Annotated in this window: 14 protein-coding genes, 1 pseudogene and 2 riboswitches; all 15 genes and pseudogenes read right to left on the bottom strand. The window is 67.2% G+C overall.

What is annotated here, in order from left to right; translation table 11 throughout:
* Positions 1–8 precede the first annotated feature (8 nt).
* Positions 9–329 (bottom strand): hypothetical protein, encoded by a 321-nt coding sequence (locus D5041_RS21280; RefSeq protein ID WP_265285700.1) that lies wholly within the window; start codon positions 327–329, stop codon positions 9–11.
* Positions 330–535: 206 nt separating this feature from the next.
* Complete coding sequence (locus tag D5041_RS21275; RefSeq protein ID WP_265285699.1) at positions 536–1,564, bottom strand: alpha/beta hydrolase family protein; 1,029 nt, start codon at positions 1,562–1,564, stop codon at positions 536–538.
* 57 nt (positions 1,565–1,621) lie between these two features.
* On the bottom strand, positions 1,622–2,089 hold the full coding sequence (locus D5041_RS21270) for a GNAT family N-acetyltransferase (RefSeq protein WP_265285698.1): 468 nt from the start codon (positions 2,087–2,089) through the stop codon (positions 1,622–1,624).
* A 70-nt stretch (positions 2,090–2,159) separates the two neighbouring features.
* Complete coding sequence (locus D5041_RS21265; protein ID WP_265285697.1) at positions 2,160–2,864, bottom strand: transposase; 705 nt, start codon at positions 2,862–2,864, stop codon at positions 2,160–2,162.
* A 6-nt stretch (positions 2,865–2,870) separates the two neighbouring features.
* On the bottom strand, positions 2,871–3,791 hold the full coding sequence (locus D5041_RS21260) for a class I SAM-dependent methyltransferase (RefSeq protein ID WP_265285696.1): 921 nt from the start codon (positions 3,789–3,791) through the stop codon (positions 2,871–2,873).
* Positions 3,788–4,375, bottom strand: a complete 588-nt coding sequence (locus tag D5041_RS21255) for a DUF1415 domain-containing protein (RefSeq protein WP_265285695.1) — start codon at positions 4,373–4,375, stop codon at positions 3,788–3,790. The genes D5041_RS21260 and D5041_RS21255 overlap by 4 nt, the downstream gene beginning before the upstream one ends.
* Before the next feature lie 8 nt (positions 4,376–4,383).
* On the bottom strand, positions 4,384–7,284 hold the full coding sequence (gcvP, locus tag D5041_RS21250) for an aminomethyl-transferring glycine dehydrogenase (protein ID WP_265285694.1): 2,901 nt from the start codon (positions 7,282–7,284) through the stop codon (positions 4,384–4,386).
* A 24-nt stretch (positions 7,285–7,308) separates the two neighbouring features.
* Complete coding sequence (gene gcvH, locus D5041_RS21245) at positions 7,309–7,683, bottom strand: glycine cleavage system protein GcvH (RefSeq protein ID WP_010103932.1); 375 nt, start codon at positions 7,681–7,683, stop codon at positions 7,309–7,311.
* Between the two features lie 127 nt (positions 7,684–7,810).
* Positions 7,811–7,996, bottom strand: a complete 186-nt coding sequence (locus tag D5041_RS21240) for a type II toxin-antitoxin system RelE family toxin (RefSeq protein ID WP_010103927.1) — start codon at positions 7,994–7,996, stop codon at positions 7,811–7,813.
* Positions 7,977–8,207: a type II toxin-antitoxin system RelB family antitoxin gene (gene relB, locus D5041_RS21235; RefSeq protein WP_265259344.1), complete on the bottom strand. Its 231-nt coding sequence runs from the start codon at positions 8,205–8,207 to the stop codon at positions 7,977–7,979. The genes D5041_RS21240 and relB overlap by 20 nt, the downstream gene beginning before the upstream one ends.
* A 58-nt stretch (positions 8,208–8,265) precedes the next feature.
* Positions 8,266–9,432 carry a glycine cleavage system aminomethyltransferase GcvT gene (gene gcvT, locus D5041_RS21230; RefSeq protein WP_456119852.1) on the bottom strand — a complete coding sequence of 389 codons (1,167 nt, stop codon included), beginning with the start codon at positions 9,430–9,432 and terminating at the stop codon, positions 8,266–8,268.
* A gap of 44 nt (positions 9,433–9,476) precedes the next feature.
* A riboswitch (glycine riboswitch) is annotated at positions 9,477–9,587 on the bottom strand.
* 17 nt (positions 9,588–9,604) lie between these two features.
* Positions 9,605–9,706: riboswitch (glycine riboswitch) on the bottom strand.
* A 52-nt stretch (positions 9,707–9,758) separates the two neighbouring features.
* Entirely contained in the window at positions 9,759–11,036 is a 1,278-nt protein-coding gene (locus D5041_RS21225) for a TRAP transporter large permease (RefSeq protein ID WP_265285693.1), read from the bottom strand.
* A pseudogene (locus D5041_RS21220) lies at positions 11,033–11,335 on the bottom strand (TRAP transporter small permease); the annotation flags it as partial. The gene D5041_RS21225 and the pseudogene D5041_RS21220, both read right to left, overlap by 4 nt.
* Positions 11,336–11,338: 3 nt before the next feature.
* On the bottom strand, positions 11,339–12,313 hold the full coding sequence (locus D5041_RS21215; protein WP_265285692.1) for a TRAP transporter substrate-binding protein: 975 nt from the start codon (positions 12,311–12,313) through the stop codon (positions 11,339–11,341).
* Between the two features lie 135 nt (positions 12,314–12,448).
* Positions 12,449–13,528 carry a GlxA family transcriptional regulator gene (locus D5041_RS21210; protein WP_265285691.1) on the bottom strand — a complete coding sequence of 360 codons (1,080 nt, stop codon included), beginning with the start codon at positions 13,526–13,528 and terminating at the stop codon, positions 12,449–12,451.
* Positions 13,529–13,577 lie beyond the last annotated feature (49 nt).

The following is a 13,577-nucleotide window of genomic DNA, read 5'->3' as shown; positions in this document are numbered from 1 at the left end:
CAAATGGATCAATCGGGGTCAGATTCTTTTATGCAGCCTGGTTTGGTGCTTCCGGGTTTTATGGGGGACATATCATCGGGCGGGAAGCTGGGACGGCACACTTTGGCGCAGCAGCAGGGTGCCTTGCGCCATGCCGGAGTCCCCCGCAGTGCCTTGAGCGCGGCGTTCAGGGCGCGCCAGCCGGCGGCCTCAGCGTCATCAGCCAAGGACAGGCCGAGTTCGCGGATCTCGCCGGTTCTCAGGTGCAGCGCCTGGTACTCGGCGGTCATGGCGGGTAGCGTGATCTCCAGCGAGACTTCCCAACCGTTCTGCGACCATTCGGCCTGCACGCCACCTTCGGCGGTGGGGTAGAGACGGGGCAATGGCAGGTCGGGTGAGTGGCGAAGGCCTGCGCCAGGCGCAGCAGCGCGGCCCGGTCGGGTGCGCGGCCCTTGCCGTCCAGCCAACCATCTTGCAACTGGATGAGCTCTGCGATGCGGGTTTCGATGGTCAGAATAGTTGTCGCTTCCATGCGGCGTTGCTGCATAAGTCTTGGCTAATCGCCAGCCAGTGCGTTGAGGATAATCCGGTTCACTGTCCTCAGGAAGGCCGGACGGTCGAACCCTTCGGGATCCTTGGCCACCGGAATATCTTCCTGATCCGTCAACCATTTCGGAAAGGGTGCGATGAAAGCATGGTGATGGCCCGGCACAGTGTGGGAACGGGCGGGCACCTGTTGCTTTGCTGCGTCGAAAAGGGGGTGGGCATGGAATTCGGGTTTTGCGATCCGGTCACCGTCGATGGCGATAACCGTCAGATGGGCCATGGACAGCGGCTTTTCCGGATCGACCCCTTGAAAGACCGGCGCGACGACAACGGCCCTGCCTGTCACCAGCGGCGGGTGACGAAACGGATCTGGCGTGGGGCGCAGGTCGGGATCGTGCCGAAAGGACTGGATCAGGCGATGGAAAACCCCGGGGTCGTCGCAGAACGCAAAATCTGCACGCCGATTCTCGCGGCAATGCCGCTCGACCCGCTCCGAGGCGAACCCCGCCCCCGAGGCCAGCATAATCGTCATACCTCCAAGCGAATAGCCGACTCCGTGCACTGGCTCCGGGGCCAGATGATCACGAAACGCAGGATCCTCACGAACCGCTTTCAGTGCCTTGGCCAACTCGACATAGCGGTGATCCAGCGCCTGCGCCGTCCTGCGTCCCCCCACAAGATAATCCGCCTCATGCTGGGGTGCGATCACCACGAAACCCGTATCGGCCAGAACTTGCGCAGTCAGGTAATGGTTTCGGTAGCGCCCGCCACTGCCATGTGAAAACAACACCACTGGGTGCCGGCCTTCCCGAATCGGCGCATCCCGAGCCATCTTCGTTTCAAAAGGGCCCAGCCGCTGGGGGGTGACGGGGGCATCGCCGGGATACCAGATGCCCGCGCGCACGCCCCGGGTCGTGATCTCACGAAACCCCGCCGCATGGGCGGCGGACAGGCCGAGTCCCAGACCCAATGCGGTCAGAAGAGCCGCGCGCCAACACCGGAAGATGCGCAGCGACGGCAGGTCGTTGTTCAGACACATGATTCCGTTTTTCCTTGCAGAGCAGCGCCGACGCATAGAATGACGGCGTCCGGGTATCTACGTGGAATCCAGCGCATATACGATGAACCCATGGTGTCGTGCCATCTGGTCATAGAGACTGCGCGCAAGGCGGTTGTTCTCGTGTGTCTGCCAATAGACACGGCATGCGCCCGCCGTAAGCGCTGCTCGTTGAACCGAGTTGATGAGCGCACGAGCCAAGCCTTGTTTGCGGGCCGAGGGTTCTGTAAAAAGATCTTGCAGGTAGCACACGGGCTCGATGCGGGTGGTGCTCCGGTGGTAGAGGAAGTGCACAATACCGAGCAACTTTCGATCTACCTCGGCAACATGTGCGTAAACGGGTTCCAGCGGGTTAAAAAATCGGTCCCATGTCATTGCCGTTACGCTTTCGGGCAGCATCGTCTCACCAGATCGGCCATAGAAGGCGTTATAGCCAGTCCACAGTGGCAGCCAGGCATCATAATCTTCACGTCGAATGGAACGGATATTGATCGGGAGTTGTTTCATGAATATATTTTTACCTATCGCGTCAAAGCGTCGATGACCTCAGCCTGAAATTGACCACAGTCACCCTGCCCTACAGCGAATCAATTTCCGGCGCCTTGCGCGGCCGCCCTGCCTGTCCGCGTGCGATGCGGCGTGGCGTGAGCTTTTGCAAATCGGCGATGAATGGGGCCTCTCCCAGGGCCCATCCGCTGAGCGCCGACGCCGTTAGCGCGGCCTGTTCCTGCGGTCCGATTCCCGCCTGAACCAGGTTCGCGTAGGCCGCCTCGCGGGCAAACGGCGTGTTGCCGAGTGCCCAGTACAGCGCGTGCGGCGTGAGCAACCGGTCGTTGCGCAAACCGGTCCAGTGGCCATGGCTGGACCAGGGGTAGTCGGCCGCCTGCGCCACCAGTCCGGCCCGGACGGGGTTCAGGTCCAGATACACCATGCAGGGCAGCAGATAGCGCCCGGCCTGCAGCACGGTGCCGCGGTAGCGCCCCTCCCACAAGGTGCCGCTGCGCGCGTGGCGGCGGTTGAAATATTGCACGTAGCGCCGCCCCAGGGCCTGCATCAGCTGCGGCAGCCCGTCCTGCGTGGCGGGGGTGAGCAGCAGGTGGAAATGGTTGCCCATGAGCACATAGGCATGGACTGCGACGCCGTGCGTCCTCGCCTTGTCCGCGAGCAGCGCGCGCATCGTCTCGAAGTCCTGGTCGTCGATGAAGATCGGCTGGCGGTTGTTGCCGCGCTGTATCACATGGTGCAGATGGCCCGGCAGGGTCAGGCGCGGCAGGCGGGCCATGGTGCTTCAGCGCGCCGGGTCTTCCCCGGCGCTCGCCGCCGGGGCTGCTTCCGGGCCAAAGCGCGCGGCGAGCATTTTTTCCAGACCGAACGCGCGCAGGATGGCGTGCAGGCGCTCGGCCGCGCTGCGCTTTCTCTGGCCGGTGTAGCGGGCGATGATCAGCTCGTTCTTCAGGCTGTGTTCCCAACCGACGAGTTCCGTGACCGTGACCTGGTAGCCGCTCGCTTCCAGGTGCAGGCAGCGCAGCACGTTCGTCACTTGGCTGCCCAGTTCGCGCGTGTGCAGCGGGTGGCGCCATAGCTCGGCCAGCGGCGTGCGCGCCAGTTGCAGCGCCTTGTCCTGGCGCAGGCAGGCGGCCACTTCCGCTTGGCAGCAGGGAACGAGCACCATGGCGCGGGCCTGCTTTTGCAGACCGAAGGCGATGGCGTCGTCGGTCGCGGTGTCGCAGGCGTGCAGGGCCGTGACCAGGTCGATGCGCGCCGGCAGGGCGCCGGAATCCGCGGATTCGGCCACCGAGGCGTGGAGGAACGACATGCGCTCGAAGCCCAGCCCTTGCGCCAGGCGCCGGGAGCGCTCGACCAGTTCGGCGCGGGTTTCCACGCCGTAGATATGGCCCCGCCCCAGAGCCTTGAAGTACAGGTCGTACAGGATGAAACCCAGGTAGGACTTGCCCGCGCCGTGGTCGGCCAGGACCGGCCCCGGCCCCTGCGCCGCAAGCTCCGCGAGCAGGGGTTCGATCAGGTTGAACAGGTGGTACACCTGCTTGAGCTTGCGCCGCGAGTCCTGGTTCAGGCGCCCGTCGCGGGTGAGGATGTGCAGTTCCTTGAGCAGTTCCACCGATTGGCCCGGGCGCAGTTCCGACAGCTCGCAGGCCGCGCCCGGTGGCCCGGCGGCAGCGGCGCGCGCGCGCAATGGCTTTTGCTTCATCGCGCACCGGGCGGGCTGGGACCCACGTCCAGCGTCTGCCAGCCGGGCATTCCCAGCGCTTCCAGAACCTGGATGTTGCGCTCGAAGATGCTCTGCGGTTCGGGGAACGTGGCGACCGCGCGGTCCAGGCTTTCTTCGCGCAGCAGGTGCAGGCAGGGATAGGGCGCGCGGTTGCTGCAGTTGCCCATGTCGTCGGGCGCCGTCCCGGCAAACTGGTACCGGGGGTGGAAGCTGGCGATTTGCAGCGTGCCCGCGAGCCCCATGTCTTCCAGCAGGGCCTCGGCGTCTCCGAGAAAGTCGTTGAAATCCAGAAAGTCCTGCAGGCAGTTGGCCAGCAGCAGCAGCGTGGTGTCGCGTTGCTGCGCCGACAGGGTGTCCAAGGCCGCGAGCTCGCTGCGCAAGGCGGCCAATACCCCGGCGGGGTCGTCGGCCGGGGTCACTGCATAGTGGATCAGCCCCTTGGCGTGCACGCCCTTGGCAAACGGGCAAAGGTTCAGCCCGATCACCGCCCGCTCCAGCCATTGGACCGTGTCGCGAATGACGACCGCAGCGGTCGGGGGGGATGGCTTGGCGGCGGCGTCCATGGTGGCGCTCAGGCGTAGTCCGACACCGGGATGCAGCTGCACGACAGATTGCGCTCGCCCCACAGGTTGTCCACGCGGCCCACGGGGGACCAGTATTTGTTCTTGCGCAGGCTGGCCACCGGGTAGGCCGCCGTCTCGCGCGAGTAGGGGCGTTGCCAGTCGGCGCACAACAGGCTTTCTGCGGTGTGCGGTGCGTTTTTCAGGGGGTTGTCGTCGCGCGGCCAGACGCCCGCCTCGATCTGGCGGATCTCCGCGCGGATGGCGATCATCGCGTCGATGAAGCGGTCCAGCTCGGACAGCGTTTCGCTCTCGGTGGGCTCGACCATCAGCGTGTTCGGCACCGGAAAGCTCAGCGTGGGGGCGTGAAAGCCGTAGTCGATCAGGCGCTTGGCCACGTCCTCGGCGAGCACGCCGCTGCTCTCCTTGAGGGGGCGCAGGTCCAGGATGCACTCGTGCGCCACGTGGCCGTTCGCGCTCGCGTAGAGCGTGGGGTAGTGCGCCTTCAGGCGCGCGCTGACGTAGTTCGCCGAGAGGATGGCGCTCTCGGTGGCCACGCGCAGGCCCTCGGCGCCCATCATGCGGCAGTACATCCAGCTGATCGGCAGCACGGCGGCGTTGCCCAGGGGCGCTGCGGAGACGGCCCCCACGCCGCCCGCGATGCCGGCCGTGGCATGGCCCGGCAAATAGGGCACCAGGTCCTGCACCACGCACACCGGGCCGACGCCGGGGCCGCCGCCGCCGTGCGGAATGCAGAAGGTCTTGTGCAGGTTCAGGTGGCTGACGTCGCCACCGAATTCGCCGGGCGCCGCCACGCCTACCAGTGCGTTCATGTTCGCGCCGTCCACGTACACCAGGCCACCGTGGCGGTGCACCAGGGCGCACAGTTCCTTGACCTGCGTCTCGAACACGCCGTGCGTGCTGGGGTAGGTGATCATCACCGCGGCCAAGTTGGCGCTGTGCCGCTCGCACTGCGCCTGGAGGTCGGCCAGGTCCACGTTGCCGCGGGCGTCGCAGGCGCTCACCACCACCTGCATGCCCGCCATCTGGGCGCTCGCGGGGTTGGTGCCGTGCGCGCTGCTCGGGATCAGGCAGACGGTGCGCTGCCCCTGGCCCCGGGCCCGGTGCCAGGCCCGGATGGCGAGCAGGCCCGCGTACTCGCCCTGCGAGCCCGCGTTGGGTTGCAGGCTGACCCCCGCGTAGCCGGTGGCCTGGCACAGCCAGGCGCGCAGCTGCGCGTCGAGTTCGTAGTAGCCCTGCAACTGGTCTGCGGGGGCAAACGGGTGCACGCCGGCAAACTCGGGCCAGGTGATGGGGATCATCTCGCTCGTGGCGTTGAGCTTCATGGTGCAAGAGCCCAGCGGGATCATGCTGCGGTCGAGCGCCAGGTCCTTGTCGGCCAATGCGCGCAGGTAGCGCAGCATGCCGGTTTCGCTGTGGTGCGTGTTGAAGACCGGGTGCGTCAGGTAGCTGCTGCGGCGGCGCAGTGCGGCGGGGATCAGCGGCTCCACGCCCGGTTCAAAGGCGTCGAACGCGGGCAGGTCCCGGGCGTCGCCGGCGAAGATGCGCCAGAGCAGTTCGACGTCGGCGCGCGTCGTGGTTTCGTCCAGCGAGATGCACAGCCAGTTCTCGTCGCAGACCCGCAGGTTGGCGCCCCATTGCAGCGCGCGCGCGGCGAGGGAGCGGGTCGCGTCGCCGGTCCTGAGCACCAGCGTGTCGAAGCAGTCCTGCGCGTGCAGGGGTGCGCCCAGCTGTTCCAGCCCCTTGGCCAGGATGGCGGTGTAGCTGGCCACGCGCAGCGCAATGCGCCGCAGGCCCGCCGGGCCGTGGTACACGGCGTACATGCTGGCGATGACCGCAGGCAGCGCCTGCGCGGTGCAGATGTTGGACGTGGCTTTTTCGCGCCGGATGTGCTGCTCGCGCGTCTGCAACGCCAGGCGGTACGCGGGCCTGCCATGCGCGTCCACGCTCACGCCCACGAGGCGGCCGGGCAGCGAGCGCTTGAAGGCGTCGCGGCAGGCCATATAGGCCGCGTGCGGGCCGCCCGCGCCCATGGGCATGCCAAAGCGCTGGCTGCTGCCGACGACGATGTCCGCGCCCCATTCGCCCGGGGGGCTCAGCAGGGTCAGGGCGAGCAGGTCGGCGGCGACGATGAGGGCGGCCTGCCGGGCGTGCACCTTCTGCACGTCGGCGCGCAGGTCGTCGATGCGGCCGCTGCTCGCCGGGTATTGCGCGAGCACGGCAAAGTAGTCGCCCGCGAGTGCCGCGTCCCATTCGGCGGCCGATTGCGCCAGGACCACGTCGATGCCCAGCGGGGCGGCGCGCGTGCGAATGACTTCGATGGTCTGCGGGTGCGCGTCGCCGGCGACGACGAAGCGCTCGCTGGCGGACTTTACCGAGCGCTTGGCGAGCGCCATGGCCTCGGCGGCCGCCGTGGCCTCGTCGAGCATGGACGCGTTGGCGATAGGCATGCCGGTGAGATCGCACACCATGGTCTGGAAGTTGACCAGCGCTTCCATGCGGCCTTGCGAGATTTCCGACTGATACGGCGTGTACGCCGTGTACCAGGCGGGGTTCTCCAGGATGTTGCGCTGGATGACGCCGGGCGTGTGCGTCCCGTAGTAGCCCTGGCCGATAAAGCTTTTGAGGACCCGGTTCCTCGCCGCGAGCGCCCGGAGTTCGGCCAGCGCTGCGGCTTCCGTGACCGGCGGCGGCAGGTCCATGGCGCGGCTGCGCGCGATGGATCGCGGAACGATGCTCTCGATGAGGGCGCGGCGCGAGGCCTCGCCGATCACCGCGAGCATCTGCGCTTCGTCGGCCGCGTTGATGCCGACGTGGCGGGGCAGGAATTCGGCGGCGTTTTCCAGCGCGCTGAGCGGTGCAGGGCTCTGCGGGGCGAAGGGCTGCGACATGGGGTGTGCCTGGTGGCCGGTCCGTCAGACGGTCTTGGCGTAGGCGGCGTAGGCGGCCTCGTCGAGCAGCGCGTCGAGCTCGCCGGGGTCGCTGAGCCGGACTTTGAAAAACCAGCCGGCACCGAGCGGGTCGGAGTTGGCCAGCGAAGGGTCGGCGCGCAGGGCCTCGTTCACTTCGGTGACTTCGCCCGCCACGGGCATGTAGATGTCGGCGGCGGCCTTCACGGACTCGACCACGCCGGCGACCGCTCCCTGGCCAAGGTGCTGGCCGACCTCGGGCAGGTCGACGAACACCACGTCGCCCAGCGCGTCCTGCGCGTGCACGGTGATTCCGACCACGGCCGCCGTGGTGTCGGCGGCGTTGATCCATTCGTGGTCTTTGGAGAATTTGACGGTCATGGGGAGGCTCCTTGGGAAATTGAAAATCAAAGAATGCCGCAGCGGGCGCGGACGGTGGACGGTCCTTGCACTCCGACGGGCTGTCATTTTTTGTGGCTGTCCTGGCGTGCAGAACGGGTGAAATGAACTATCGATAAATCTCGCTCCGGTTTCCCACGCGCACCACAAGGACGCCCCGGCCGACGCTGCGCGGGTCTGCCCCCGCAGCAATGCGCTCATCCATGAAATCGACGATGCGCCGTGCCATCTGCTTGTCGAGCTTGCGAAGCTGTCCCTTGGCCGAGTCGGTGTAATCAATCGTCCAGCAAGCCAAGGTCTTTCCTTACGTCAGCAGCGCCATGCACGGGTTCCTGTCCCTTGCGCACGCGCTCCAGCGTCTGCGCGGCAAGGGAGTAGTCCTCCATTTCTTCGAGGCCCTGTTCAATGAGTTCCCGCAGGTAGTACGCCTTGCTGCGCCCGGTGCGGGATGCAAGCTCGTCGAGTCTTTGCCCGGTTTCCGGGGCCAGGCGAATCGAGGTAGCCATGTTTCATCTCCGTCAATGAATACGTGCATTCATTGTATTTTGCGAAAGCAGGCCGGCATCAGGCGCCCTGACCCCGATGGCCGGTGGGCACGCGAAAGTAGTTCGCAGGAACGAAGGGCAGGGCGTGCACCTGCATGGGAACGGCCTTGCCGCGCACGATGGCGTTTACGCGCGTGCCGACGGTGGCAAGGGCCGGCGGCACGTAGCCCATGGCCACGGGCGCGTCCACCGTGGGGCCGAGCAGGCCGCTGGTGACGGCGCCGATCTTTTGGCCATCGGTGCTTTGCAGTTCGCTGTGTTCGCGCACGGGAACGCGCTCGAGCGCGCGCAGGCCCACGCGCCGGCGCGGCAGGCTGGCGGGGTCGTCGATCTGCGCCAGCACCCGGTCGGCGCCGGGAAAGCCGCCGGCGCGCGCGCCCCCGGTGCGGCGCAGCTTCGGGATCGCCCAGCCGAGCGCGGCTTCGGGCGGCGTGGTGCTGGCGTCGATGTCGTTGCCGTACAGGCACAGGCCGGCTTCCAGGCGCAGCGAGTTGCGCGCGCCCAGGCCGATGGGCAGGACCTCGGGCTGCGCCAGCAGCGCGCGCGCCAGGGTCTCGGCCTGCGCTGCCGGCAGCGAGATCTCGAAACCGTCTTCTCCGGTATAGCCGCTGCGGGTCAGGAAGCAGTCGCAGCCGGCGATGCTGTGCTTGGCACCGCGCATGAACGGCAGCCCCTCCACCCCCGGTGCCAGGCGCGCGAGCGCCGTTGCGGCCTGCGGGCCTTGCAGCGCGAGCAGCGCATGCCCGGGCAGGGGGATGAGTGCGCAGCGCGCGCCGATGCGCGCCTGGATATGCGCCATGTCGTCCGCCTTGCACGCGCCGTTGACGATGACGAAGATCCCTTCCGGCCCCTGGTTGCAGAACATCAGGTCGTCGATGATTCCGCCTGCGTCGTTGAGCAACAAGCCGTAGCGCTGCTGGCCCACGGGCAGGCCGATCACGTCCATCGGCATCAGGGACTCCAGGGCCGCAGCGGCGTCGGCGCCGACCAGGCGCAGCTGGCCCATGTGCGAGACGTCGAACAGGCCGGCGGCCTGGCGCGTGTGCCGGTGCTCGGCGAGCAGGCCGGCGGGGTACTGCACGGGCAGGCGGTAGCCGGCAAACGGCAGCATGCGGGCGCCGAGTTCGACGTGCAGCGCGTCGAGCGGCGTGGTGAGCAACGGGGGTGCGTCGGGGGTGGCGGTCAAGGCGGGCTCCAACAAGGCAGACTGCGGCCCCAAAGAGGCCACGGAAATGCCCTGCTGTCCGCTTTACCTGAGAGATTCACCGCAGCACCCTGGCTGGCCCTGCGGTTTGCTCCTTCGGTGGATGGCGCGGGCCATCTCTCTCCAGCAAGGAAACGCCCGCATCGCTGCGGGCGCTTGTCAGTCCTGGGGACCTGAGCGTTTGGCGGCTGCCTGCGCCTTCGGCGGTGCGCTGGCCCTGGCGGGGGTCTGCGGCACGCTCTCCTGACGCGGGCGATTGTAGCCAGTGTTCTGCTCCGCGAATAGCAGCCCATCGCGGGGCGGCGCAACTATTTTGCGTAGACCAGATCGCGCAATCCCAGCGAGATCCATGGCATGTAGGTGATGAGCAGCAGGCAGGCCAGAATCACGCACACGAAGGGCAGCAGATGCCGGACGATGCGGTCGAGCGGGATGCGCGCCACCGTGCAGGCGGCAAACAGGTTCACGCCAAATGGCGGCGTGATCATTCCCAGCGCCAGGTTCACCACCATGATCAGGCCGAAGTGCACCGGGTCGATACCAAAGTGCACGGCGACGGGTGCGAGGATGGGCGCGAGCACGATGATCGCGGCGCTGGTCTCGATGAACATGCCGATCACGAACAGCGCCGCGTTGATTCCCAGCAGGAAGAGCGCGGGCGATTGCAGCACGGCCTCGAGCCAGCGGCCGATGGCGTCGGGCACGCCCGCGCGCGTGATGAGGAAGGCAAACAGGCCGGCGTTGGCGATGATGAACATGATCACCGCCGACGAGAGCGCGGATTTGCGCAGGATGGCAAAGAGGGCCTGGACGCGGATCTCGCGGTAGATCACCATGCCCACGATCAGCGCGTAGAAGACGGCCATGGCCGAGGCCTCGGTGGGGGTGAAAATGCCGCCGTAGATTCCGCCCAGGATGATCACCGGCATCAGCAGCGCCCAGCCCGCCTGCCGCGTGGCGCGGCCCAGGGGCATGCGGCCATCGCCGTCGCTGCGGCCCCAGCCCTTGGCCCTGCAGTAGACCCAGACGAACAGCATCAGCGCCAGGCTGATCAGGATTCCGGGGCCAAAGCCCGCGATGAACAACTCGCCGATCGAGACCTCGGCGCTCACGCCGTACAGGATCATCGGGATGGAAGGCGGAATGACCACGCCGAGCTCGGCGCTGGTGGCCTGGAGCGCCGCCGCGTAGCTCGTGGGGTAGCCATGCCGGATGAGCGCCGGGATCAGGATCGCGCCAATGGCAAAGGTGGTGGCCACGGACGAGCCGGACACCGCGGCAAAGATCATGCAGGTGAGCACGCAGCTCATGGGCAGGCCGCCCTGCACGCCCCCCACGAGGCTCTTGGCAAACTCCACCAGCCGGCGCGAGATGCCGCCGGTCTCCATGAGGTTGCCCGCGAGGATGAAGAACGGGATCGCGGCCAGCGGAAACTTGTTGATCGACGTGAACATCTCCTTGGCGGAAATGAGCATGTTCGCGTTCGACGCCTGTATGCCGAGGATCGCGGCCAGGCCGATGGACACGGCCACCGAGACGGTGAACGCAAAGCACAGCACCATGGTGGCAATCATGACCAGGGTCATTGGGCGGCCTCCAGTTCCATGCGCAGCGGGTCGATGAGGTTGCCGACGATGCCGACGGCGCAGAACAACCCGCCCACCGGCATCGCGAGGTAGGCCCAGAACATGGACAGCGACTCCAGCCCGGCCATGCTCTGCACGCTGCCGCGCAGCGCGTAGTCCCAGCCCCAGCGGACGATGGCGCCGACCAGCGCGAGCGCGGCGAGCGACGCCACCCAGTCGAGCACCCGCCGCAGCCGCGGCGGGCTCCAGCGGTACAGCAGGTCCACGCTCACCATCGCGCCCTGGCGGAAGGCCGCGGGGGCTTACTGGACGCTGCGGATCCGGTCGAGCGCGGCCTTGCCGAACTGCTTTTCAAATGCGGCGTTCACCGGTGCCAGCGCGGCCACGAACTTGGCCCTGTCGAGGTTGTCGATCACGGTCATTCCCTTGGCGCGCAGGTCGGCAACGCCCTTGGCGTCGTCCTCGTCGACGCGCGCGCGGTTCACCCGCGTGCCCTCCCGGGCGGCGTCGAGGAACGCCTGCTTGTCCGCCGCCGGGAGCTTGTCGAACGTGGCCTTGTGCATGAGGAAGATGGCGGGCGAGTAGACATGGCCCGTGAGCGAGAGGTGCTTTTGCACCTGCTCGAATTTGCCGGAGATGATCACCGACAGGGGGTTTTCCTGGCCGTCCACGGTGCCTTGCTGCAGCGCAGTGAACACCTCCGGAAAGGCCATGGGCGTGGTGATGATGCCAAAGCCCTTGTACGCGGCGATGTGCACGGGGTTTTCCATGGTGCGCATCTTCAGGCCCTTGAGGTCGCCGGGTTCCCTGATCTCGCGCTTGCTGTTCGTCATGTGGCGCACGCCGTTCTCGGCCCATGCCAGCGCCTTGAATCCCTTGCTGTCGAACTTGGTCAGCAACTCCTGGCCGATCGGGCCGTCCAGAACCGCGCGGGCGTGGGCCTTGTCGCGGAACAGGAAGGGCACGTCCAGGATCTTGCTCTCCGGAACGAAGTTCGGGATCGGGCCGCTTGAGGAGAACGCCAGTTCCTGCGTTCCCAGCTGCACCGATTCGATCGACTCGCGCTCGCCCCCCAGGGCGCCGTTGTAGAAAGTCTGGACCTTGTAGCGGCCGCCCGTGCGCTGTTCCACTTCCTTGGCAAAGGTGTCGATGGCCACGCCCTGGTGCGAGTTCTGGGCCGTCGAGATGCTGATGCGCATGGTCGTGGTCTGCGCGGCTGCGCCGGCTGCAAGACTGAGCGCAAGGCCCAGGCCGGCGGCAAATCGGGTGAATTGCATGGGTGTCTCCGGTTGATGGGGCGGCGCCTCGTGCGGATGCCCCCGGGGGGGGTGCGGGGTCCGTGGGACCCTGGCACCGGGGCCGGATTATGGCAGCGCAGCATGGGCGCGGGAAAAACGGGCAATGCAGTCCGCTCATGTGCCGGACGAGCCCCCGGCGGCGGCAGGGCGGGAATGCGGCTGCGTGGCTGCGCTGCGGCCAAATCGCTGGCGGTAGAGGTCGGCGCTGATCCCCGTATGGCGCCGCAGGCTGCGTTGCAGGCTATCGACCGAGCCAAAACCCGCGCGCTGCGCAACCTGTTTCAGGGGCCAGGTGGTCTGCTCCAGGTGGCGCTTGGCATGGTCGGTGCGCACGGCGTCGGCAAAGCGGGCCGGTGTTTGCCCGGTTTCGCGGAGAAACTGGCGCGCGAAATGGCGCTCGCTGATGGCCATGCGCTGCGCCAGTGCGCGCACGGTGAAATCGTTTTTCGGGTGCTCGAGCATCCACATCACCAAATCCCGAAAGCGCTGCCCGGCCTGCATTTGCGCTTGCAAGCCGGCAGAAAATTGCGCCTGGCCTCCGGGGCGATGCAGGTAGAGCACCAACTCGCGCGCCACGGACAGGGCCACCGACTGCCCCAGATCGGCTTCGACCAAGGCCAGCGACAAGTCCATCGCCGCTGAAATTCCGGCCGAGCAGTAGAAAGGCGGGTCCACCACGTAGATGGCGTCGGGCTCGACGCGCACCGCGGGGTAGGCGCTGGCCAGGCGCGCGCAGTGCTGCCAATGCGTGGTGGCACGGCGTCCGTCGAGCAGGCCCGCGCCCGCCAATGCGAATGCGCCGGTGCACACGCTGCCCAGGCGCCGGACCACGCGGGCCTTGCGCTGCAACCAGGGCAGCAGGCTGGCCGCCGACCCGCCGGGCTCGAATGCATCGGCGTCGCCGCCGGCCACCAGAACGGTGTCGATGCGGCCGTGAATCCCGGCGATTGCCGTCGAGTGCGCCCAGTGCAGGCCCGAATTCGTGCGCACGGCGCCCCCATGGGGGGACGCGAGCACCAGGCGGTAGGCCGGGCGGGCCTTGGAGGTCTCGGGCGCGCCGCGCAGCGCGGCAAACCGCGCGGCCTTGGTGAACACCTCCCACGGGCCGGTGACGTCCAGCGATTGGCAGCCGTCGTAGGCCACCAGAACGATCAGACGGGTCGATGCAGACGCAGGGTGCAGGGGGCTGTGCATGGCAGGATCTGCGGCTATGTTGTCATGGCAGACATTGTGCATCGACCTA

Source organism: Verminephrobacter aporrectodeae subsp. tuberculatae (assembly GCF_026127385.1).
GTDB lineage: Bacteria > Pseudomonadota > Gammaproteobacteria > Burkholderiales > Burkholderiaceae_C > Acidovorax > Acidovorax aporrectodeae.
This window is presented reverse-complemented; position numbering and strand designations above follow the sequence as displayed.

Coding starts and splice junctions, on each gene's coding strand:
- D5041_RS21275 (WP_265285699.1), bottom strand. CDS start 1,564: ATGTGTCTGAACAACGACCTGCCGTCGCTGCGCATCTTCCGGTGTTGG.
- D5041_RS21270 (WP_265285698.1), bottom strand. CDS start 2,089: ATGAAACAACTCCCGATCAATATCCGTTCCATTCGACGTGAAGATTAT.
- D5041_RS21265 (WP_265285697.1), bottom strand. CDS start 2,864: ATGGCCCGCCTGCCGCGCCTGACCCTGCCGGGCCATCTGCACCATGTG.
- D5041_RS21260 (WP_265285696.1), bottom strand. CDS start 3,791: ATGAAGCAAAAGCCATTGCGCGCGCGCGCCGCTGCCGCCGGGCCACCG.
- D5041_RS21255 (WP_265285695.1), bottom strand. CDS start 4,375: ATGGACGCCGCCGCCAAGCCATCCCCCCCGACCGCTGCGGTCGTCATT.
- gcvP (WP_265285694.1), bottom strand. CDS start 7,284: ATGTCGCAGCCCTTCGCCCCGCAGAGCCCTGCACCGCTCAGCGCGCTG.
- gcvH (WP_010103932.1), bottom strand. CDS start 7,683: ATGACCGTCAAATTCTCCAAAGACCACGAATGGATCAACGCCGCCGAC.
- relB (WP_265259344.1), bottom strand. CDS start 8,207: ATGGCTACCTCGATTCGCCTGGCCCCGGAAACCGGGCAAAGACTCGAC.
- D5041_RS21225 (WP_265285693.1), bottom strand. CDS start 11,036: ATGACCCTGGTCATGATTGCCACCATGGTGCTGTGCTTTGCGTTCACC.
- D5041_RS21215 (WP_265285692.1), bottom strand. CDS start 12,313: ATGCAATTCACCCGATTTGCCGCCGGCCTGGGCCTTGCGCTCAGTCTT.
- D5041_RS21210 (WP_265285691.1), bottom strand. CDS start 13,528: ATGCACAGCCCCCTGCACCCTGCGTCTGCATCGACCCGTCTGATCGTT.